Source organism: Pseudomonas sp. CH61, from assembly GCF_059429415.1.
This window is the reverse complement of the sequence record NZ_CM182098.1, coordinates 3,792,226-3,813,694: the sequence shown is the minus strand read 5'-3', so window position 1 is coordinate 3,813,694 and position 21,469 is coordinate 3,792,226. Positions and strand designations below refer to the sequence as shown.

The 21,469-nt window shown below is 60.0% G+C and carries 17 protein-coding genes; 6 read left to right on the top strand and 11 right to left on the bottom strand.

Annotated elements, in window-relative coordinates:
• Positions 1-1,212 carry a pyridoxal phosphate-dependent aminotransferase gene (locus AC5SEM_RS17015; RefSeq protein ID WP_007908620.1) on the bottom strand — a complete coding sequence of 404 codons (1,212 nt, stop codon included), beginning with the start codon at positions 1,210-1,212 and terminating at the stop codon, positions 1-3.
• A 224-nt stretch (positions 1,213-1,436) separates the two neighbouring features.
• On the opposite strand from AC5SEM_RS17015, the gene msrB reads away from it, so the two are divergent.
• From msrB to AC5SEM_RS17000, 3 genes are all read left to right on the top strand, one after another.
• Positions 1,437-1,832 (top strand): peptide-methionine (R)-S-oxide reductase MsrB, encoded by a 396-nt coding sequence (gene msrB, locus AC5SEM_RS17010; protein WP_095120468.1) that lies wholly within the window; start codon positions 1,437-1,439, stop codon positions 1,830-1,832.
• A 109-nt stretch (positions 1,833-1,941) separates the two neighbouring features.
• A complete protein-coding gene (locus tag AC5SEM_RS17005; RefSeq protein WP_034155230.1) occupies positions 1,942-2,427 on the top strand; it encodes a glutathione peroxidase in 486 nt (161 codons plus the stop codon).
• A complete protein-coding gene (locus tag AC5SEM_RS17000; protein ID WP_495470888.1) occupies positions 2,424-2,885 on the top strand; it encodes a MarR family winged helix-turn-helix transcriptional regulator in 462 nt (153 codons plus the stop codon). Before AC5SEM_RS17005 ends, AC5SEM_RS17000 begins: the two co-directional genes overlap by 4 nt.
• Here AC5SEM_RS17000 and AC5SEM_RS16995 read toward each other — a convergent pair.
• A complete protein-coding gene (locus tag AC5SEM_RS16995) occupies positions 2,869-5,190 on the bottom strand; it encodes a hybrid sensor histidine kinase/response regulator (protein ID WP_116030540.1) in 2,322 nt (773 codons plus the stop codon). The two genes, AC5SEM_RS17000 and AC5SEM_RS16995, sit on opposite strands and share 17 nt — an antisense overlap.
• Before the next feature lie 167 nt (positions 5,191-5,357).
• Here AC5SEM_RS16995 and AC5SEM_RS16990 point away from each other — a divergent pair, with 167 nt between their 5' ends.
• Both AC5SEM_RS16990 and AC5SEM_RS16985 read left to right on the top strand, forming a co-directional pair.
• Entirely contained in the window at positions 5,358-6,248 is an 891-nt protein-coding gene (locus AC5SEM_RS16990; protein ID WP_495470887.1) for an ATP-binding protein, read from the top strand.
• Entirely contained in the window at positions 6,245-6,727 is a 483-nt protein-coding gene (locus AC5SEM_RS16985) for a GAF domain-containing protein (protein WP_495470886.1), read from the top strand. The genes AC5SEM_RS16990 and AC5SEM_RS16985 overlap by 4 nt, the downstream gene beginning before the upstream one ends.
• Here the strand turns inward: AC5SEM_RS16985 and AC5SEM_RS16980 are convergent, their stop codons facing one another.
• The 8 genes from AC5SEM_RS16980 to AC5SEM_RS16945 all read right to left on the bottom strand — a co-directional run bounded on the left by AC5SEM_RS16980 (position 6,728) and on the right by AC5SEM_RS16945 (position 18,092).
• Positions 6,728-9,673, bottom strand: coding sequence for an HD domain-containing phosphohydrolase (locus AC5SEM_RS16980; RefSeq protein ID WP_495470885.1), 2,946 nt, complete (start codon positions 9,671-9,673; stop codon positions 6,728-6,730).
• A 47-nt stretch (positions 9,674-9,720) separates the two neighbouring features.
• Positions 9,721-13,368, bottom strand: a complete 3,648-nt coding sequence (locus AC5SEM_RS16975) for a transporter substrate-binding domain-containing protein (RefSeq protein WP_495470884.1) — start codon at positions 13,366-13,368, stop codon at positions 9,721-9,723.
• An 8-nt stretch (positions 13,369-13,376) separates the two neighbouring features.
• Positions 13,377-14,003, bottom strand: a complete 627-nt coding sequence (locus AC5SEM_RS16970) for a response regulator transcription factor (protein WP_122608539.1) — start codon at positions 14,001-14,003, stop codon at positions 13,377-13,379.
• Between the two features lie 358 nt (positions 14,004-14,361).
• Positions 14,362-15,690 (bottom strand): deoxyguanosinetriphosphate triphosphohydrolase, encoded by a 1,329-nt coding sequence (locus tag AC5SEM_RS16965; protein WP_077573918.1) that lies wholly within the window; start codon positions 15,688-15,690, stop codon positions 14,362-14,364.
• A 76-nt stretch (positions 15,691-15,766) separates the two neighbouring features.
• Positions 15,767-16,930, bottom strand: a complete 1,164-nt coding sequence (locus tag AC5SEM_RS16960; protein ID WP_077573917.1) for an EAL domain-containing protein — start codon at positions 16,928-16,930, stop codon at positions 15,767-15,769.
• A gap of 123 nt (positions 16,931-17,053) precedes the next feature.
• Positions 17,054-17,392, bottom strand: coding sequence for a hypothetical protein (locus AC5SEM_RS16955; RefSeq protein WP_007908651.1), 339 nt, complete (start codon positions 17,390-17,392; stop codon positions 17,054-17,056).
• Entirely contained in the window at positions 17,389-17,775 is a 387-nt protein-coding gene (locus AC5SEM_RS16950) for a phage holin family protein (protein WP_077573916.1), read from the bottom strand. The genes AC5SEM_RS16955 and AC5SEM_RS16950 overlap by 4 nt, the downstream gene beginning before the upstream one ends.
• A 2-nt stretch (positions 17,776-17,777) precedes the next feature.
• Positions 17,778-18,092, bottom strand: coding sequence for an ElaB/YgaM/YqjD family protein (locus AC5SEM_RS16945; protein ID WP_007908653.1), 315 nt, complete (start codon positions 18,090-18,092; stop codon positions 17,778-17,780).
• A gap of 305 nt (positions 18,093-18,397) precedes the next feature.
• Between AC5SEM_RS16945 and AC5SEM_RS16940 the strand changes: the two genes are divergently transcribed.
• Positions 18,398-19,606: an ammonium transporter gene (locus AC5SEM_RS16940; RefSeq protein ID WP_016985472.1), complete on the top strand. Its 1,209-nt coding sequence runs from the start codon at positions 18,398-18,400 to the stop codon at positions 19,604-19,606.
• Here the strand turns inward: AC5SEM_RS16940 and AC5SEM_RS16935 are convergent.
• Positions 19,603-21,315 carry a cation:proton antiporter gene (locus tag AC5SEM_RS16935; protein WP_137217751.1) on the bottom strand — a complete coding sequence of 571 codons (1,713 nt, stop codon included), beginning with the start codon at positions 21,313-21,315 and terminating at the stop codon, positions 19,603-19,605. The two genes, AC5SEM_RS16940 and AC5SEM_RS16935, sit on opposite strands and share 4 nt — an antisense overlap.
• Between the last annotated feature and the right edge of the window lie 154 nt (positions 21,316-21,469).

Below are 21,469 nucleotides of genomic sequence, written 5' to 3'. Positions count from 1 at the left end.
TTACTGGCGGTAGGACTTGAGGAAGTTGCCGATACGGCCGATGGCCATTTCCAGATCATCGACGCGAGGCAGGGTGACCACACGGAAGTGATCCGGCCACGGCCAGTTGAAGGCCGTGCCTTGCACCACCAGCAGCTTCTCGGAGAGCAGCAGGTCGAGGACGAACTTCTCGTCGTTGTGGATCGGGCAGACCTTCGGGTCGATTTTCGGGAACGCGTACAGCGCGCCCATCGGCTTGACGCAGCTCACGCCCGGAATGTCGTTGAGCAACTCCCAGGTGCGATTACGCTGTTCCAGCAGACGACCCTGCGGCAGCACCAGATCGTTGATGCTCTGGTAGCCGCCCAGAGCGGTCTGGATCGCATGCTGGCTCGGCACGTTGGCGCACAGACGCATGTTGGCCAGCATGTCGATGCCTTCGATGTAGCTCTGCGCGTTGTGTTTCGGCCCGGAGATGGCGATCCAGCCGGAACGGAAACCGGCCACGCGGTAGGACTTCGACAGACCGTTGAAGGTCAGGCACAACAGGTCTGGCGCCAGCGACGCGGTGCAGATGTGCACGGCATCGTCATACAGAATCTTGTCGTAGATTTCGTCGGAGAACACCACAAGGTTGTGCGCGCGAGCAATTTCCAGCATGCCCAGCAACACTTCCTTCGAATACACCGCGCCGGTCGGGTTGTTCGGGTTGATGATCACCATGGCTTTGGTGTTCGGGGTGATCTTGGCCTTGATGTCGGCAAGATCCGGGAACCAGTCGGCGCCTTCGTCGCACAGGTAATGCACGGCATTACCGCCAGCGAGGCTGACGGCGGCAGTCCACAGCGGATAGTCCGGGGCTGGCACCAGCACTTCGTCGCCGTTGTTGAGCAGCGCCTGCAGCGACATCACGATCAGCTCGGACACGCCGTTGCCCAGGTAGATGTCTTCGATGCCGACACCTTCGACATTCTTCTGCTGGTAGTACTGCATCACCGCTTTGCGCGCGCTGAACAGGCCTTTGGAGTCGCTGTAGCCTTGCGCGGTCGGCAGGTTGCGGATCACATCCTGAAGAATTTCGTCCGGCGCTTCGAAACCAAACGGCGCCGGGTTGCCGATGTTCAGCTTGAGGATGCGCTGGCCTTCCTCTTCCAGTCGTTTGGCGTGCTTGAGCACCGGGCCGCGAATGTCGTAGCAGACGTTGGCGAGCTTGTTCGATTTGCTGAACTGCATGGCGATGTGATCCCGAAAATGAACGATCCAGGCGGCGAATGGACAACCGTGCTGGGATTCCTGTGTTTTCACACAGGCGGACGTCTTGAGCCGTGGCTCCCATAATCCGTTTGAATGCGCCCGGTCTGGCTGCCAGACTGGTGCGTGACGAGGCGCAATCATACGTGCCGCCCGATCCGTGGAAAAGGTACAGATCGGGCTTTTTCAGCCGCTGAGGTGTGATGATGGAAAAGTTGGAAAAAACCCTGGAAGAATGGCGGGCGATGCTCGACCCCGAGCAATACAACGTTTGTCGTCTGAGTGCGACCGAGCGGCCGTTCTCCGGCAAATATAACGACACCAAGACCGACGGGGTCTATCACTGCGTTTGCTGCAACGAAGCGCTGTTCGATTCCAAGACCAAATTCGACTCCGGCTGCGGCTGGCCGAGCTTCTACGCGCCGATTGGCGAAAGCGCGATGACCGAAATCCGTGATACCACGCACGGCATGATCCGCACGGAAGTGAAGTGCGCGCGCTGCGATGCGCATCTGGGTCACGTATTCCCCGACGGCCCGCCGCCGACCGGCCTGCGTTATTGCATCAACTCGGTGTGCCTGAACCTCGAACCGCGCGCATAAACGATCGAAGGCGACCTTTGGGTCGCCTTGTTATTCGATAATTAAATTGCACACAATTTAATTGCTCGCTATGTTTGGCCTTTCCCGACTGTCTGCGGAGCCCCATGCCATGAGCGACAACCTGCTGAACATTCCGTGCACCACCATCAAGGGTGAGCAAAAGACCCTGGCTGATTTCGCCGGCAAAGCGGTTCTGGTGGTCAACACTGCGAGCAAGTGCGGCTTCACCCCGCAATACAAAGGCCTTGAGGAGCTGTGGCAGACCTACAAGGATCAGGGCTTGGTGGTCTTGGGCTTTCCGTGCAATCAGTTCGGCAAGCAAGAGCCGGGTAACGAAGGGGCGATCAGCGAATTCTGCGAGCTGAACTTCGGCGTCAGCTTTCCGCTGTTCAAGAAGATCGAAGTCAACGGCGCCGGCGCGCATCCACTGTTCGTGCAGTTGAAGAAACGCGCCCCGGGCGTACTCGGCTCCCAAGGCATCAAGTGGAACTTCACCAAGTTCCTCATCGGCAAGGACGGCCAGTTGGTCAAGCGCTTCGCCCCTGCCACCAAGCCGCAGGACCTGAGCCGCGAGATCGAAGCTCTGCTCAAATGAACAGCCTGCCGGTCGATTCGCTGAAGCTCGACAGTCAGTTGTGCTTCAAGTTGTACGCCGCCTCCCGGGCGGTGATTCGTGCCTACAAGCCGATGCTCGATCAGCTCGGTCTGACCTACCCGCAATACCTGGCGATGCTGGTGCTGTGGGAATGGCAGGACGCCGCGCCGGAGCAACCGACCGTCAAGGCCTTGGGCGAGCGCCTGGCGCTGGACTCGGGCACGCTGACGCCGTTGCTCAAGCGTCTGCAGCAATTGCAGTGGGTGCAGCGCCAGCGTTCGACGCGTGACGAACGGGAAGTGCACCTGAGCCTGACACCGGCCGGCCAAGCCTTGCGCGAGCAGGTCGGGCCGCTCAAGGCTCGTCTGCTGTGTGACAGCGGGGTGGATCTGGATCGCCTCAATGACCTGCGCAACGGTCTCGATCACTTGCTGGGGCAGATCAAAGCGCTGTCGTAGTCGGGATCCATTGATCGAGCAGTGCCGCCAGTTCTTCTCGGCGGAACGGCTTGGCCAGATAGTCACTCATGCCGGCGGCGCGACAGCGCTCACGTTCCTCGGACATGGCGTTGGCAGTCAGGGCGACGATGGGCAGGTGCGGCCAGCGCCCGCTCTGACGAATCTGCCGGCTGGCTTCGTAGCCATCCATGACAGGCATGTTGCAGTCCATCAGCACCAGATCGAATTCGTGATACTCCAATTGATCCAGCGCTTCGGCACCGTGGGCGGCGACGATGACCTCGCAGCCGAGTTTGCCGAGCATGCCTTTGGCCACCAGCTGATTGACCGGGTTGTCCTCGACCAGCAACACCCGCCCGCGGCGCACCGAGGGCGACGTTTCGAGTTGTGCATCGTTGATGGCGACCACGTCCGGTTGCAGAGTGCGCCGCAGGTTCTGGTAGAGCGCGTTGCGCGCCAACGGCCGTGCCTGTTGTTGCAGAGGGGCGAGCGCGGCCGCTTCTTCGCTCGGCAGGAAGCTGCCGTAGGCGGTCACCAGCAAAATCGGCGCACCTTGGGTCGGGCGTAATCCGAACAGGCATTCAGGACAATCGGTAATCACCACGTCCGGCGTCAGACCCAGCAGTGAGTCATCGATGGTGCGCTGCTCATACGCCAGGCCCCAGACCGGCAGCAGACTCTGCAACAGTTCCGCCAGACCGCTGCTGGCCGCAGTGATGGCGAGGACTTTACCGTGCAGCGGCGCCGGGGCGAGCGCGCGGGTATGGCAGGGCAGTGGCAACTCGGCACAGAACTGACTGCCAAACCCGGTCTCGGAACTGATGGTCAGGCGCCCCTGCATCGCTTCGCAAAGGTTGTAGGTCAGCGCAAGCCCCAGCCCGGTGCCGCCGTACTGTCGAGTGATGCCGGCACCCGCTTGAGTGAACGGCTGGAAGATTTTCAGCTGCGCATCCTGGGCGATACCGATGCCGGTGTCGCAGACCTCGATGCGCACGCCATCCTTGTCGGTCGACAAGCGCACATCCACGCGGCCGAAGCGGGTGAATTTCAGCGCGTTGGACAGCAGGTTGCTGACGATCTGCCGCACGCGGGTCGGATCGCCCAGCACCAGTGCCGGGAAGTGCGGATCGATCAGGCAGGTCAGCTCGACGCTCGGCGCGGCGTTCTGCGACAGCAGGTTGGCGGTGTCTTCGATCAATGAGCCGAGATCGAACGGGATGTGCTCAAGCTCCAGTTGCCCGGCATCGAATTTCGACAGGTCGAGAATATCGTTGAGCAACTCGACCAGCACCTTGCCCGAATCGTGGGCGATCGACAGTTGTTGCTGTTGTTCGGCATTCAACGGGCCGTCGAGTGACAGCGCGATCATCCCCAGCAGGCCGTTGAGCGGCGTGCGGATCTCATGGCTCATGTTGGCGAGGAACGCTGAGCGGGCCTCGGCCATTTCCAGCGCGGTGCTGCGGGCGACTTCGAGTTCCTGATTGGACTGGCTGAGCCGCGCGTTGATTGCCTTGAGTTCGGCGGTGCGCGCCGAGACGATGTTTTCCAGTTGCCCGAGGTAGTCGGTCAGGCGGTTTTCGGCGTTGCGCCGTTGCTGGATCTCGGTGGCAATGTTCTCGAATTGCTGATTGGCGACTTTGACCAGCACACCGATTTCATCGTTGCCGTGGCCGGACGGGCACTCCAGTGTGGTCGGCTCGGCGCTGCGCGGGTCGCGTCCACTGAGTTCGCGGATCACCCGCACCAACGGTTTGGTCAGCATCACGTAGAACAGCGCCAACAGGATGCCGGTGAGAATCAGGCTGCGGGCGAAGCCATTGAGCAGGGTCACCTCGGCCCGGCGCAGAAAACGGCTGCCAAAGGCATAGGTGTCGACCTCAAGGCTCAACACCCCGAGCGATTCGTTGGGCAGATGATCCAGGTACAGACGATCCTCGAACTGGCGTTTGGCGCCAAACAGGAAGTCGCTGATCACCCGATAGCCGCTTTGCAGTTCCGGGCGTTTGACGCTGGCCAGCACCGTACTGTTGTTGTCGATCAGTTGCGCCGAAATGATCGCCGGTGAGCGCAACAGGCCCAGGGTCAGTTCCTGCGCCAGTTCGGCGTCGATGTTGTAGGCGATCCGTGAGGCCGGGTTATGGCTGATTTCCAGCAAAGACAGGATTTCACGGTTGATGGAGGCGTCTTCACTGGCATAATCGATGCCGATTTGCAGCAGGCTGAGCAGCGTGCCCAGAATGAACCCGACCAGCACGGTAAGCCTGGCTTGCTTGTAAGACAGCCGGTGGGTGAATTTGATATCCATGGGGTGTTGAACCACTTCCGTTTCCCTTCGCTGCTCAAGCATAGTCGATCATGTATGGATACCGAGGTTCCCGAATCGCCTTGTAACAAGGCTTGGTAGGGTGAATTTCATCTGTGTGTCGTCGCAGCAATCGCCATCATCACTGTGAACGTGCCCGAGGAGAAGACGTGGATTCCCGATTGAATGCTTTTCTTGAACGCGCCGAGTCGGTTCTGGCGCGGATCGAACCGTTGTTGCCGGCACCACGGCCGGTGATCGACTGGGGCACTTGTCTGGCGGCGCGCTGGCAGCGCGACGGGCTCAGCGGCTATCTGTTGCCGCTGGAAGTCAGCCTCGACATGCGCCTGTCCGACCTGATCGGTGTCGACCGTCAGCTCGAACAACTGGGGCGCAACACCCAGCAATTCCTCGATGGCATGCCGGCCAACCATGCATTGCTCTGGGGCTCGCGCGGTACCGGCAAGTCGTCGCTGGTGCGCGCGTTGCTGGCGGAACACGCCGCCGCGGGCCTGCGCCTGATCGAGATCGAGCGCGACCATCTGGCGGATCTGCCACGAGTGGTCGAGCAGATCGGCAAACTGCCGCAGCGTTTCGTGCTGTTTTGCGATGACTTGTCGTTCGAATCCGGTGAAGGCGATTACCGCGTGCTCAAAAGTGTGCTCGACGGCTCGCTTGAGCAGGCCCCGGACAACGTCTTGCTGTACGCCACTTCCAACCGTCGCCACCTGGTGCCGGAGAAGGAAAGCGACAACGAAAACTGGAAACGCGTCGACGGCGAACTGCACCCCAGCGAAGCCGTGGAAGACAAGATCGCGCTGTCGGACCGTTTCGGTCTGTGGCTGTCGTTCTACCCGTTTACCCAAGAACACTTCCTCAACGTCGTTGAACACTGGGTTGGCCAATTGGCTGCCAAGGCCGGCCTGAGCTGGCAGCGCGACGAAGAGCTGGACATCCTTGCCGTGCGTTGGGCCACCGGCCGCGGTAATCGCAACGGACGTTGCGCGTACCAATTCGCCCGTTACTGGGTGGGACTGAAATTGTTGGAGCACAAGGCATGATTGATTTGCAACAAAGCGGCCAGGGCCTCGAAGGCTATGGCATGTTGGCCGCACAACTGGAATCGCTGCTGGCGGATGAGCGCGATTTCATCGCTAACGCCGCGCAGTTTTCGGCGTTCCTGTTCAACCAGCTCGATGATCTGAACTGGGCGGGTTTTTACCTCAATCGCAATGAAGAACTGGTGCTTGGCCCGTTCCAGGGGCAGATCGCTTGCGTACGCATTCCGTTCGGGCGTGGCGTGTGTGGTGCGGCGGCGGCCTCTTTGCAAACCCAGCGCGTTGAAGACGTGCACGCGTTCCCGGGGCATATCGCCTGCGACAGCGCTTCGAACAGTGAGCTGGTCGTGCCGCTGGTCAAGGACGGGCGCCTGATCGGTGTCCTCGACCTCGACAGCCCGAAACTGTCGCGTTTTACCGCGCAGGATCAGGCCGGCATCGAGCAACTGGCGGCGATTTTCCTGCGTCTGACCGACTGCTGATCACGCGGTGAGGCCAGCCTTGTGCAACAGGCTGGCCGGATCCACGTTGTCGATTTGCCCGGGATCGAGAAAGCGCACGGCGTACTGCATGTACACGCCTTCGTTGATGAACAAGCCAAACAGCTGGGCATCGATGTGCGCCTCGCGGCACATGGTCGCCATGATCGCCAATGCCTCATTCAAGGTTTTGGCTTTCTTGTACGGGCGGTCGGCGGCGGTCAGCGCCTCGAAGATATCGGCAATCGCCATCATCCGCGCCGGCAGGCTCATGTCTTCACGCTTCAGGCGTTTCGGGTAACCGGTGCCGTCCATTTTTTCATGATGACCGCCGGCGATCTCGGCAATGCTGTCGAGATGGCCGGGGAAGGGCAGGTGGCTGAGCATCATGATCGTCTGCACCATGTGGTGATTGATCACGTAACGCTCTTCGCGGGTCAGCGTGCCGCGGCTGATACTCAGGTTGTACAGCTCGCCACGATTGTATTTGTAGCGCGGCACATCCAGCTTGAAGCCCCACGGGTTGTCTTCGGGGATCAACTCGTTCGGGTCCCGTTCAAGCAAATGCTCGGGCTTGTCTGCCAGAAGCTTTTCACTGACCGGTAAACCCGGTGCCGGCGTGCGCGACTGACGCCGGTTTTCTTCCCATGACACACCCAGTCGATCATCCAGGGTGCGCAGCCAGGTGCGCCGCGCCAGATCATCGAGGCGTTGCAGATCGGCTTCGGCCATCGCTTCACTGCCCAGATTGCAGCGGGCGACAAACGCGAAGTCATCGTCCAGCGCGGTCAGTGTGGCGTCGCGCAGCTCGGCCAGTGCGCCCTCGTCGCCGCCCAAGGCCCGCGCCTGCCAGTAACTGATCCAGGCATCACGCTTGAGCACTTCGAAACGGGTGCGAATTTCATGAATACGGTCGTTGATGGTTTCCAGTTTGGTGGCTTTGTCGACCACGTATTCCGGTGTCGTGACCTTGCCGCAATCGTGCAGCCACGCGGCAATGTGCAAGGCTTCCCATTCATCCTCGTTCGGCTGGTAGGCGCGAAAGGCGGGCGCCTGACTGGCTGCCGCAGCCTGGGCGAGCATCAGCGTCAGCTCTGGCACGCGCTGACAATGCCCGCCGGTGTAAGGGCTTTTGGCGTCGATGGCGCCGGCGAGCAATTGAATGAAAGCGTCGAGCAGTTGTTTCTGCCGGGCTTGCAGGCGCTGACTCTCGATGCTCACCGCCGCAGCGCCGGACACAGCCTGGAGGAAAGCGATACGGTCGGGGCGAAGTTTTTCCAGGTCGGCTGCGGCGCCGCTGTCGTTCACCAGCAGAATCAGCAGACCGATGGTTTCGTCGTGGCGATTGTGCAGGCGGATACCGATCAGATGGATGCGTGGCGATTGCATCGCCAACAGAACCTTCTGCAGATCCCCGGCCTGATCGACGCCGAAGTTGCTGACCACGTTGTTGGCGCCGACCAATTGTTCGAACCACGCCGGTCCTTTGTTCTGTTGCAGGTCGTGGCCCTGAATGTCGAACGCTTCCAAGGCCTGAGACGTGCCGTCGATCACCAGCCCGTAAGGCTCCATGCGGCTGCTGTCGCTTTCACGCAGATAGATCAGCCCTGCCTGCGCCTGGGCGATCTGCACTGTTTCGAACAGCACCCGTTGCAGCAGCGGGGCGAAGCGGGTTTCGGCGCCGAGGGTGTCGGTGATCCGGAAGAAGCTCGCCAGGGTGTCCTTCATCCGCGCCATCGACACGCTCAACTGGTCGACTTCAAGCACCGGCGAGCGCCGGGCCAAGGGAAAATTGAAGTCGAAACTGCGAATCGCGTCGGCTTCCTTGACCAGCGCATGCAGCGGCTTGACCAGAATCCGCGAAATCACCCAGCCCAGCGGCAGGCACAACAGCAGGGTCGCCAAGGTGATCAGAGCGCCTTGCCAGCGCAAGCGGTAGGCATCGACGAGCAATTCGTCTTCCGGCACCAGCAGCGCCAACTGCAAGCCTTTCGGACCACCCTCCTGAATGCTGCTGCGGGCGACGATCCACTGACGACCATCGGCCTCCAGGCGATTGCCCGTGGCTGCACCGGACAACAGCGCATGCAAGCCCGGACTCAGATCCGCCGCTTTGGCCAGGTGCGCGCTGCTACTGTCGACGATCAGGCGCTCGCTGTCGGGATAGGCCACGGCGTTGCCGTCGGCATCGAACAGGGCAATCTCGGTGGAGGGTGTGACAACATGTTTGCTCAGCGCCGCCGACAGGGCGACCAGCGTCAGGTCAGCGCCGATCACGGCGTTCTCGCCACTGCGGCGGGCCAACGTGGTGCCGACGTTGTGCGTGGAAAAAAACACGTAGGGTTCGGTGGTGATTTGCTGGTTTTGCTGGCGAGCATCGTTGAACCACGCGCGGCTACGCGGATCGTAGCGGTCATCGGGGTTGTCCTGGCGGCTGATCGGCGTCAGTGCCTGATCGAAGAACAGCGATTGCGAGCGCACCGCGCCCTGCGGGTCATGTTCGATACTCCAGACCTGATACGCCGCCGCTTCAGGGGCCTTGAGCAGCGTCTTCAGCGCAGCACTGCGCAGCGGACGCACCATGAAGAAATCGCCATTGGCATAACCCAGATACAGCGAGGCCAGATTGGGATTGTCGACGAGCGACTGGCTGAACGGTCGGAGCAAGGGCAAGCGTTGCTCAAGGCGTGCGGCCTGAGTGGCGGGGTTTTCGGCCAGCAAACTCAGCAGGTGGCGGATCGGCTGATAGGTGGCGGACATGTCCAGCCGTACGTCCTGTTCGATCCGCTCGAACAGCTTCTCGCTGCTCGACAGGATGATCTGCGTGGTCTGGCGGTAATTGAACAGCCCCAACACGACCCCGGTGAGCAGCAGGAGGAATGTGAACATGACGCTGATGTGCACGTGCAGCGGCAACCGGCGTTGCTCCGGGCGCAGTGGGCTGGGCATTTCTGGCTCTCCATGATGTTTAACTCACTGCTCAGCGCCAAGCATAGTTAAGGCAAGCTCATTGTGCTCTGATCCGACACGGCCAATTGCTGCTGCAAGGCATGTTCGAGATCGAGCATCGCCTGGTTGCTCGCCTCGCAACGGCGGGCGACCTCGTCTGTCGACATGGCCTCGGCGCAAGCCTGTTCAAGGGCATCGCAACACTCGATCACGCGCGTTGCCTGAGCGATACGCGCGGCCCCTTTGATCTTGTGAGCGACCACCGCCAGCGCGCCGCGGTCATGTTCGGGCGACAGCGCGAGCAGTTCCTGGCGGTCCAGCCTGCTGCTTTTGAGCAATTCGGCCAGCAGACGACGAGCCTGCGCAGGGTTGCCACCGGTCAGCGTGTTCATGCTTTGCAGGTTGAAGACCGGTGGCGCTGATGTCGGCGTGATGCCATCGACCCAGTGGCTGAGCAGGCTCAGGCTCAGGGGTTTGAACAGGCAATCGTTCATGCCGGCCTGTTTGCAGCGCTGGATTTCCTCGGGCTGCGCATTGGCCGTGAAGCCCAGCACGGTGCAGGGCGGACAACGGGACTGCAGTTCATGCTGGCGAATGGCGCGGGTCAGTTCATAGCCATTCATCAAGGGCATGTTGCAGTCGACAATCACCAGATCGAAGTGGCCGTGCTTCCATAGCTCCAGGCCATCGCAGCCGTTCTCGGCAATGCTGAAGCGATGGCCGAGAAACTCCAGTTGCTGACACATCAACAAGCGATTGGCCGGATGGTCATCGACCACCAGCACGCGCAGAGGTGCCTGTGAGGTCTTGATCGCAGGTTCACTTTTGACCGTGCTCACCTGTATCGGCAGTGTTTCCAGGGCCAGGGAGATGCAGACCTGCGTGCCGATGCCCGGCTGACTGCTCAATTGCAGTTGTCCGCCCATCATTTCGCACAGGTTGCGACTGATCACCAGCCCCAGGCCAGCGCCGCTTCTGCCTTGCTGGCTGCTGTTTTCCGCCTGGGCAAACGGTTCGAACAAACGCTGCTGATCCTCGGCACTGATGCCGACGCCGCTGTCCTGTACGGTCAGTTGCATCAGGGCGCGGGCAGGTACATCGGTGTTCATCAGATCCAGGGTGATCCGTACCTGGCCTTGTTCGGTGAACTTGATGGCATTGCTGACCAGATTCGACAGTATCTGCTTGAAACGCAGTGGGTCCAGGTACACATCGACGGCCAGATCCGGCGGATTGAAGATGACTTGCAGGCTGAGGTTTTTCTGCCGGGCGAGGCCGTCGAAGATCCTTGCCACTGACGTTACGGTGTCGACCAGATTGACCCGTTCCGGACAAAGGCTCAGGCGCCCGGATTCGATGCGGGCGATATCGAGAATATCGCCGATCAGCCCCAGCAAGTCCTTGGCCGAATGGTAGGCGGTGTCGATCGAAGAGCGATCCGGGTGTTGTTGGTCCATGCGTTTGAGCGTCAGTTCGAGCATGCCGATGACCGCATTCATCGGTGTACGGATTTCGTGACTCATGGTCGCGAGAAAGGTGCTTTTCGCCCGATTGGCCTCATCGGCCTGTTCTTTGGCCGTGCGCAACTCCTCGAATAACTGGCGGCGCTCGCTGATGTCGATCCAGCCACCAATGATGCCTTTCACGTCGCCTCTGGAATCACGGTATGGAAGTATCCAGTGATAGATCGTCAGGCGTCGGTTGCCGATGTGTAATGGCCGGTCGACAACCATCGGGGTGCCTTCGGTAATGACGCGCAGGTAATCGGCCTGAAAGGCCTGGGCTTCGAACGCGTTGCTCAGGGAACCACCCTCGATAACGCTTTTGCCGATGACGTCTTCGCGTTTGGCATTGAACGCTTCGAGATAGCTTTCATTGCAACTTTGCAAGAGACCCTGGCGGTCGCGCACATAAATCGGATGCGGTGTGCCGTCGACCAGCGAGCGCATGAATTCGAACTGGTCGTTCAGCGCACGTTCGGCAGCCTGGCGTTGTTTGATCTGGTTGCGCATGTAGGCGTTCCACGCCAATAGCAACAGTAATAACAGGCACGCGCCGATGATTACTTGATAGAACAAGCGCTGGTAGTTGTGCCAGATGTTCTGCGATGCCGTGGAGTAACCGCGCCAGCGGCCATTGATCACGCCCAATTCATCCGGCGCGATGCTCAACAAAGCTTTGTTGATGATCGACGCCAGTTCCGTGCTGTCGCGGGCGGTCGCCAGGGAAAACGCAGCCTGGCCGGTGCCGATGGTGGTGGTGATTTGCAATGGCTGGTTGAAAATCCGCGAAGAAATGAAGTAGTTGGCAATCACCAGCGAGTTCACCGCGCCGTCGACCTGGCCTTCCGCGAGCAGCGACACCGCGCTGAAGGTATCCGCCGTTTCGATCAAATGGATGCGTGGATACTCGCGGCGCAGGTACTCGACCATCGGATTGCCCTGAGCAATCGCCAGTTGTTTGTCTTTGAGCTGGCCAAGATTGGTCGGGCCATCGGCGCTTTTGCGGGTCAGCAGAACGTAGGAGTTTTCCAGGTAAGGACGACTGAAGTTGAGGGCTTTTTCGCGCTCCGCCGTCGGCAGTAAGGCGGCGATCAGATCGGCCTGATGACGGTCTATCTGCTGGATCATTTCCGCATCGTTGCGGCTGCGACGGACCTCGAAACGCAGGCCGGTGCGCAGACGGATCAGCTCGAGCAGGTCGGCACTGATACCGCGAAAATTGCCGTCGTTGTCAAAAAACGTCAGCGGCGCGAACGCTTCATTGACCACCACGCTGACCACCGGGTGTTGTTTGAGCCAGGACTCTTCGCGTTGGGTCAGTTGCAGTTTCTGGTCAGTGAGCAACAGATCGCTGCCAGCGCTCCAGCGTTTGGCAATATTCTCGCGTTCGCTGGCCGGCACAGCCTTGAGCACGGAGTCGATGACGCCTAGCAGCTGTGGGTTGTTGCGGCGCACGGCGAAGCTGAATCCCTGGGCTTCCTGCTTGCCGAAATTGGCCATGCGCACGTTGTTCAGGTAGCCCTTGTTGATCATGTAGTGCGTGGACAGGGTGTCGCCGAGAAAGACATCGGCCTGGTCGAATGCAACGGCGTTGATCGCATTCTGGTAGGAGGGGTAGCAGGTGATGAGTGCTTTGGGATACAGCGCTTTGACTTCGGGCAACGGCAAGTAGTGATAGACCATGCTCAACCGCAGCCCGGCGAGGCCTTCGGTGAGGGAGCGGGTTTCGTCTTCGCGGGTGACCAGCACCGGCTGGTCAATGGCATAGGGTGTCGACAGCGCCAGGTTGGCATTGCTCGCTTCAAACCCGTTCGCAGTACCCAGCAGGTCGACCTGGCCATCGAGGAGCGCGCGAATCGCCGCATCCCGAGAGGGGAAACGTTGCACCCGGATCAGCAAACCAGTGGCTTGGCCGAGGAGTCCGGCGTAGTCGGCCGTCAGGCCTTCGTAATCCTTGCCACTGACCGTCATGTCAAAAGGCGGGTAGTCGGGCGCGGAGGTGCCGAGAACCAGTTCGTGACGCTCAAGCAGCCACTGCCGTTGGGACCGTTCGAAGGTGACCGGCACCGATTCGCTCGCCGACCGGCTGAGCAAGGCATAGTCCGGTGAAGTGCCGGGCATGGCGAACACGTTGCTGCTCAGGTAAAGACCTGCGCTCAACGCAATTAAATAGTCCTTTAAACGGCTGGGCATGCGGGCTCTCACACGAGTGCGTTTCGTTTGGCCATCTCGATAAGTTCTACAAGGGATTTGGCCTTGAGTTTTTGCATCAGGCGTTTTTTGTAGGTGCTGACGGTCTTGTTACTGAGAAACATGCCTTTGGCGATTTCCTTGTTGGTTCGACCTTGGGCGAACAGTTGCAAGACCATTAATTCGCGATCATTTACGGATTTGAAAAGTTCCAGTTCGGCAAAACGGATATCGTCGCTGCGAACTGGATTCAATGCTTGGCTGGGGAAATAGTTGTAACCGGAAAGTACCGCTTTTATTGCGCTGACCAGCTCGCTCAGTTCCTCCTGCTTACAGACATAACCCGATGCGCCGGATTGCATGCAGCGAATGCCGAACAGTGTCGGGCACTGTGCCGTCAGAATCAGGATTTTCAGGGGGGAGCCCATGGCATTGAAGCGCGCCAGCACTTCCAGCCCGTCGAGCTTGGGAATGCTCACATCGAGAATGACCAGGTCGGGCATGCACTCGCGCACCATTTGCATGGCATCGACCCCGTTATCGGACTCACCAACGACCTTGTAACCTTCATGCTCCAGCAGCATTCGAACGGCGAGACGGATGACCGGGTGATCGTCGACAATAAAAACGGAGTTCATAATCAAGTCCCATGCAAGCACGAATAAAGCGCGCACCTTAGCTCAGATGAATGAGCACTCGCATGGAGTGACATGGCTCCAGTCACGTTATCGGATTATTCCTACAATTAATGAGGAAGCGGACTACGTTCAAACTAGGTTTGACGTAAGGAAGTGCAGGATTTGAACGGGCTTATAGTTTGACTTCATTGATTTTCAAGTGCTGGTTGTCAATGGGTTTTTATAGATGTTTAAAGTTGCTGATCCAACGCTTGGGAGCAGTGGCGTTCCCTGTGATAACAGTCACTCGTCAAAAACGACAATAACAGCAGGCGTGCATGCGGGTGACCCATGTGATGGCCACCCGCATGTGCCTGGGTCAGTGACTGGAGCGGCCGGTCATTTCCAGTGCCATGTCGCTGGCGTAGCTGTCGGTCATCCCGGCAATGAAATCGATCATGCGCAAAAACGAGGTGTGTAACGAACCCTGCGGATCCGGCGCATTGCTACCCAGCAGATCGAGAATACGTCGGCTTTTGAACGACGGCGTACGCCCGTTGTGTTGTTCCAGCGCGGCGCCGCAGAACGAATTGAGCAGGATTTCCAGCGTGGTATACGCGCCGATTTCATGCAGGGTTTTGCGTTTGTCCTGAAAGATCTTCTTGCGGGCGATGTCCTTGGCATTCAACACGCAACGCTTGGCCGGGCCGTGCATGTGCTCAACCAGATCGCCGTGCAGCGTGCCGGCAAGCAGCGCGTCCTGTTGCTCGACAAATGCGCGTGCGGCGGCGTTGGTCAAATGCTCGATGGCCTTGCCGCGCAGGATCGCCAGTTTGCGTCGGCGCGAATCCTGCGGGCCGAGCTGACGATAGGTTTCCGGCAGATCATCGCCCACCAGCCCGAGCAGCAGCGATTCGACTTCGGCGTATTCCAGCAGCTCCATCTCGAGGCCGTCTTCCAGATCGATCAGCGCGTAGCAGATGTCGTCGGCGGCCTCCATCAGGTACACCAGCGGATGCCGTGCCCAGCGCTGGTCTTCGATTTGCGGCAGACCCAGTTTATGGGCGATCTGTTCAAGCAACGGCAACTCGCTCTGATAGCAGCCGAACTTGTGTTTCTTGTAGCCCAGGGAATCGGCGTGGCGCGCGGTCCACGGGTATTTCAGATAGGTGCCAAGGGTCGCGTAGGTCAGCCGCGTGCCGCCATCGAACTGGTGGTACTCCAGCTGAGTCAGGACGCGGAAACCCTGGGCATTGCCTTCGAAGTTGAGGAAGTCAGCGCGTTCGGCTTCGCTCATGCCATCGAGCCAGCCACGCCCGGCCGCCTGCTGGAACCAGTGGCGAATGGCATCTTCACCGGAGTGACCGAACGGCGGATTGCCGATGTCGTGGGCCAGACACGCCGACTGCACGACCATGCCGAGATCGGCCGGGTCACACCATTCGGGCAAGGCACTGCGCAGGGTTTCGCCCACCCGCATGCCCAGAGAACGGCCGACGCAACTGACTTCCAGCGAGTGGGTCAGGCGCGTGTGGATGTGATCGTTGCTGGTGACCGGGTGCACCTGGGTCTTGCGTCCGAGGCGGCGGAAGGCGCCGGAGAAAATGATGCGGTCATGGTCTTTGTGGAAAGGGCTGCGGCCAAGTTCTTGCGGGCTGTGCAGTGGCTTGCCGAGGCGTTCGCGGTTGAGCAGGGTGTGCCAATCCAAGGCTGATTCTCTCCGTCAGGTGACTGGGGGCGTTGGCCCCTAGCTTCCCGGTTCACGCCCGCCCCTGCAAGCGGAACTACAGTCCCGCCGCGTCGATGTCGATCAACAGCAAACGCTCGCCGTTGTCGAAAAACTGCCCGGCCGTCAGGCAGTACTGATTGCTGGTGGCATCGCGGTAGGTATTGGAAAGCGTCAAACGCCGCTCCTCCCAACCCTCGGCGAGCAAATGATAGAAATACGGGCGCCACGACCAGTTGTGCCCCAGATAACGATTGTCGGCGACCCAACCGTGCTGCCGCCATTCGAGGTTGGGGGTCAGTTGCGTGCCGTGGCGATCGCATTGATAAAACCGCAGCAGCCAGGGGAAGGCGTCCAGTTGTGGCAACGCACTCAATGGTGCATGGGCCTGAGCCCAGGCTTGCAGGATCGACATCAGTTCAGCCAGTTGCTGGCGCATTTGCATCAGCCGCCCGCGCTCGGCGAGTTTCTGCCGGACATAGCGCTGGCGCAGTTCGGCGAAGCGTTGCACAAACGCATCGGCGGCGAAGAACTCTTCTTGCGCCCGTGCGAACAGGAATCCCTGTACATAGCGCGATCCGCATTCGAGGGCGAAATTCAATTGTGCTTCGGTCTCGACGCCTTCGGCAATGATCCAGCAGCCGGTCTTCTCGGCCATCTGCGCGAGTGCCTTGACCACGTCGCTGCTCGGCCCGCCCAGTGCCGCGGCCTGAAACAGACGCATATCGAGTTTGAGAATGTCCGGTTGCAACGCCAGCACCCGATCCAGTTGCGAGTAGCCGGCGCCAAAGTCGTCGATGGCGATTCTCGCTCCCGCCTCGCGATAGCGCGCGACGACTTCGGCCAGGCGTTGACCATTGCCAGCCAGTTCGGTGATCTCGAAGACGATGCGTTGCGGATCGATGTTGTAGCGTGCCAATTGCTTGAGGCTGGGCAGGGCTTGATCGGCGCGCAGGCGACTGATCCAGCGCGGTGACATGTTCAGGCTGAGAAACCAGTCTGCCGGCGCTTCATGCAAGCGGCTCAAGGCGTTGTCGCGGATCTGCCGGTCGAGACGGCGCAGGGCAATGGCGGGCGTTCGTGGATCGGCAAACAATGGCCCGACCGAATTCAATTGACCGTCAGCCTGGCGCAGGCGACCCAGCGCTTCAACGCCGGCAATGCGTCCCGTGGCGGTATCGATGAAAGGCTGAAAGCAGGCGAGCGGTTGCCCGTCGATCACGGGGCCTCCTTAGTGGTTCTTGTTCTGGTGAACCCCGTCGACCGGATAGGCGCACGGGATTGAACCTCCGGATAAAGAGGTTCATCCCGCCGATAGTGCAAGAATGTAGCCAGATGTATCTGTTTAGCGTTTTGCCGAACTCTGCATGACCAGTTTGATCAGCGGCCCGAGGCTGGTGCCGAGCCGGATTAAACGGCTTAACCCGCCAGCGCCGCCGCTTTTCGCGCCTTTGCCGGTGATAAAGCCCAGCAGCGTAACGGCGGCCACGCCCCACAATGGCGCGTGTTTGATGCCGAAGCCACCTTGCAGGTTTTGCGTCATGCCGCGCATGCGATGCAGGGGTTGCAGGACTTGCCCGGCTTCATGGCGGATTTCCTGGCGATGCATTTCCATGCGCAGGCGGATCAAGGCCTTGCGCATTTCCCGACGCGAGCTGTTGTGTGGCAGTTCAGGCAGGCTCATGGCAACAGGCGCTCCCGGTCGTTGGCCAGCTCTTCGAGCGTGCCGTGGAAAGGCGAGGACTCATCGAAGATCGCCGCCTTGAGGCGCAGCGCGCAGAAGATCGAGGCCAGGGTATAGAAGACGCACAGGCCGATGATCGCGGCGAGACGGTAGGTGTCCCAGAACACGATCATCACCAAGGTCGATAAACCCACCAGCAACAACAGGGCAAAGACCAGGGCCAGGCCGGCGAACAGCAACAGGCTGACGGTACGTGATTTCTGTTCCTGCAATTCGATGCCGAACAATTCGACATGGCTGTGCAGCAGACCGAGAACGGCGGCGCCCAGGCGTCGCGAGGAAGAGGCGGTGCCCGCAGTCGGGCCGGATTCACCGATCGACATAATCAGCGCCGAGTGGCCAGCAGGCCGATCAGAAAGCCGACACCGGCAGCAATGCCGACCGACTGCCAAGGATTGGCCGACACATAGTCTTCAGTGGCGGTAACAGCCGCCTGACCGCGATCGCGCAGGGTTTCTTCGGTCAGTTTCAGGGTTTCGCGGGCGCGCAGCAGGCTGTCGTGGATCTGCTCGCGCAGCTCATCAGCCTGATCGCCGGCCAGAGTGGCGGTGTGCTCGAGCAACCGTTCGGTGTCGGCGACCAAAGTCTGGAAGTCGTTCATGAGGATTTCTTGAGCAGTCTTTGCCTTGATGCTGGCCATGGGTGGATCTCCGTAAGTGACGTCTGAAGCGTTCGAGTATGAGCCTTGCGCGAAGGTTCAGTACAAATGACTGGTACAACTTTTGCTGTGTCGTGGTGCGTCGCCCGACCGCTGTGCGCTGTTGCCGGGCGCTCGCATTAAGAAACCTTATCCCAAACAAGCCCGGTTCGTGTCAGGACATCGACCTTGTGCGCCAAAGCAGTTCGCCGGACATCCGGATTCGTGACTGCTGGGTCGCAACTTGGTGCATGAAATGTGCGCATGAACCGCTTTGGTGCCTTTTTCGCCTTTAGGTCTGCCTGCTTATGGAAAATCTGCAAAGCGCTGTGGACACCCTGGTTCACAGCTCCAATACCTTGTTCATTCTGATCGGTGCGGTGATGGTGCTGGCGATGCACGCCGGTTTCGCCTTCCTGGAAGTCGGTACCGTCCGCCAGAAAAACCAGGTCAATGCACTGTCGAAGATTCTCAGTGATTTCGCTGTCTCAACCCTGGCCTATTTCTTTATAGGCTATTGGATCTCTTACGGCGTGACCTTCATGCAGCCGGCGGCGGTATTGAGCGCCGATCACGGTTATGGACTGGTGAAGTTTTTCTTCCTGCTGACCTTTGCCGCTGCGATCCCGGCAATCATTTCCGGTGGCATCGCTGAGCGCGCGCGTTTCGTTCCGCAGTTGTGTGCCACGGCGCTGATCGTTGCGTTCATCTATCCGTTTTTCGAAGGCATGATCTGGAACGGCAACTACGGTCTGCAAGCGTGGCTGACAGCGCAATTCGGTGCCGCTTTTCATGATTTTGCCGGCTCCGTGGTGGTGCATGCCATGGGCGGCTGGCTGGCGCTGGCGGCGGTATTGCTGCTGGGGCCGCGCAATGGCCGTTACCGCGACGGTCGCTTGGTGGCATTCGCACCGTCGAGCATTCCCTTTCTGGCGCTGGGCTCGTGGATTCTGATTGTCGGCTGGTTCGGCTTCAACGTGATGAGCGCGCAAACACTGCAAGGCGTCAGTGGTCTGGTGGCGGTCAATTCGTTGATGGCGATGGTCGGCGGCACGATGGCGGCGCTGCTCGTTGGGCGCAATGACCCGGGCTTCCTGCACAACGGCCCATTGGCCGGTCTGGTGGCGATCTGTGCCGGGTCCGATCTGATGCATCCGGTGGGTGCCCTGGTGACTGGCGCGATCGCTGGCGCACTGTTTGTCTGGTGCTTTACCGCCGCACAGGTGAAATGGCGCATCGATGATGTGTTGGGTGTTTGGCCACTGCATGGTTTGTGCGGTGTGTGGGGCGGGATTGCCTGCGGGATCTTCGGCCAGACTGCGCTTGGCGGGATCGGCGGCGTCAGCCTGATCAGCCAGTTGATCGGCACCGCACTCGGCGTCGCGGTGGCGCTGATCGGTGGCTTCGTCGTCTACGGCGTGATCAAGGCGCTGCACGGGCTGCGCCTGAGTCAGGAACAAGAGTATTACGGCGCCGACCTGTCACTGCACAAGATCGGCGCGGTGAGCCAGGACTAAGTTTCGGCATCGTCGCTACCGGGATAAAAGCCGTGGAGCAGACGATAGCGGTCGATGCGCACCTGATCGACTTTTTCCTGCACCTGATGCGCTGGCAGACCGAGCATGATCAAGGCGTGGGAGGCGAGCATCAGGCTCGATTCCAACAGCTCCGGCACCACTTCGGTGGCGCCGGCGGCTTTCAATTCGGCCCATTGGCTGTCGTCGCGGGTGCGCACTAGAATCGGCACGTGGGCGTTGAGCCGGCGCGCTTCCTTGAGGATGCGCAGGGCAATGTCACTCTGATCCACCGCAACCACCAGCAATTTGGCGCGCAGCAGGCCAACGGCGATCAGCAGATCGCCGCGTGACGAGTCGCCATAATGCACGTCACTTTCTCCACTGGCGGCTTCCTGTACGCGAACCGGATCACTGTCCAGGGCGATGTAAGGCTGTTTGGCATTGCGCAGGAAACGCCCGATGGATTGACCGACGCGGCCGTAGCCGCAAATCAACACATGCTGGTTAAGGTCGGCGTTGAGTGCGCTGATTTCCTCGATCTGTGCTTCCTGATTGGGCTTGCGGTGCAAGGCGGCCGCGATGCGGGGTGCTGCGCGCAGCAACAGTGGCGTCAGCAGCATCGAGCAGAACGTTGCGGCGAGCAGAAGATCGCTCAACGCTTCGGGCATCATACTGTGTTGCTGCATCTGCGCCATCAGTGCAAAGCAGAACTCGCCACCCTGAGCCAACGCCAGGCCGCTGCGCCACGCCGTTTCGCTGTCGTTGCCGCGCCACTTCACCAACAAGGCCACAACGATGCCCTTGATCACCATCAAACCGACGGTGAGCCCGAGGATCAGCAGGCTATGACTGACGAACAGTTGCAGGTCGATGAGCATGCCGATGCTGACGAAAAACACCCCGAGCAGGATGTCGCGAAACGGTCGGATGTCGGCCTCGATCTGATGCCGATAGTGGCTTTCACCGAGCAACATGCCGGCCAGAAATGCACCGAGGGCAGGGGACAGGCCCAGCAGGTGAGTCAGCCACGCGGTCAACAGCACAATCACCAGCGCCAGCAGCACGAACAACTCTGCCGAGCGCGAGGCGGCCACTTCATGAAACAGCCGCGGCAGTAACCAGCGACTGGCCAGCAACAGACCGACAAACAGCACCACGGTTTTTGCCAGTGTCAGGGGCAGCGCCCAGTACCAGGCTTGCTCGCTGCTACCGGCGAACACTGGCACCAACGTCAGCAGCAATACCGCGACCACGTCCTGAAACAGCAGAACGCCAACGGCATTTTGCCCGTGACTGCTGAACACCTCGCCGAGGCTGCCCAACTCTTTGGTCACAATTGCCGTCGATGACAGCGAAAGCCCGGCGCCGAGCAACAGCGCCGGTGTCGTCGGCATGCCCAGCAGCATCAGCAGCAGACCGAGCAGCGCGGTGCTGATCAGCACCTGCTGACTACCGAGACGGAACACCACCTGGCGCAAGGCGATCATCTTCGACAGGGAGAACTCCAATCCCAGTGAAAACAACAGAAACACCACGCCCAGTTCGGCGACATCAGGCAGGTGTTCGCTTTCGTTGACCCAGTCGAAAGCGCTCGGCCCGACCAGCAGTCCGACGCACAGATAGCCCAGCACCGGCGGCAAGCGCAGGCGACGGAACAGGGCAATCACCACGAGGGACGAGGCGAGGATGATCAACAGGTTGGCAAACACTGGACACTCCGATGTCAGATTCAGGCTTTTCAAGCGTAGAGGCAAAAAGACCGGGAGGATCGCGTAATTGGCTTTTCTGCGGACTGATTTGCGTCAGGGTTTTGCCTGTGAGCCTTTGTCGGGGCGCTGAAGCCTTTGGGCGGCGGTGGCTCGA

Coding starts and splice junctions, on each gene's coding strand:
- AC5SEM_RS17015 (WP_007908620.1), bottom strand. CDS start 1,212: ATGCAGTTCAGCAAATCGAACAAGCTCGCCAACGTCTGCTACGACATT.
- msrB (WP_095120468.1), top strand. CDS start 1,437: ATGGAAAAGTTGGAAAAAACCCTGGAAGAATGGCGGGCGATGCTCGAC.
- AC5SEM_RS17005 (WP_034155230.1), top strand. CDS start 1,942: ATGAGCGACAACCTGCTGAACATTCCGTGCACCACCATCAAGGGTGAG.
- AC5SEM_RS17000 (WP_495470888.1), top strand. CDS start 2,424: ATGAACAGCCTGCCGGTCGATTCGCTGAAGCTCGACAGTCAGTTGTGC.
- AC5SEM_RS16995 (WP_116030540.1), bottom strand. CDS start 5,190: ATGGATATCAAATTCACCCACCGGCTGTCTTACAAGCAAGCCAGGCTT.
- AC5SEM_RS16985 (WP_495470886.1), top strand. CDS start 6,245: ATGATTGATTTGCAACAAAGCGGCCAGGGCCTCGAAGGCTATGGCATG.
- AC5SEM_RS16980 (WP_495470885.1), bottom strand. CDS start 9,673: ATGCCCAGCCCACTGCGCCCGGAGCAACGCCGGTTGCCGCTGCACGTG.
- AC5SEM_RS16975 (WP_495470884.1), bottom strand. CDS start 13,368: ATGCCCAGCCGTTTAAAGGACTATTTAATTGCGTTGAGCGCAGGTCTT.
- AC5SEM_RS16970 (WP_122608539.1), bottom strand. CDS start 14,003: ATGAACTCCGTTTTTATTGTCGACGATCACCCGGTCATCCGTCTCGCC.
- AC5SEM_RS16955 (WP_007908651.1), bottom strand. CDS start 17,392: ATGAGCCTGCCTGAACTGCCACACAACAGCTCGCGTCGGGAAATGCGC.
- AC5SEM_RS16950 (WP_077573916.1), bottom strand. CDS start 17,775: ATGTCGATCGGTGAATCCGGCCCGACTGCGGGCACCGCCTCTTCCTCG.
- AC5SEM_RS16945 (WP_007908653.1), bottom strand. CDS start 18,092: ATGGCCAGCATCAAGGCAAAGACTGCTCAAGAAATCCTCATGAACGAC.
- AC5SEM_RS16940 (WP_016985472.1), top strand. CDS start 18,398: ATGGAAAATCTGCAAAGCGCTGTGGACACCCTGGTTCACAGCTCCAAT.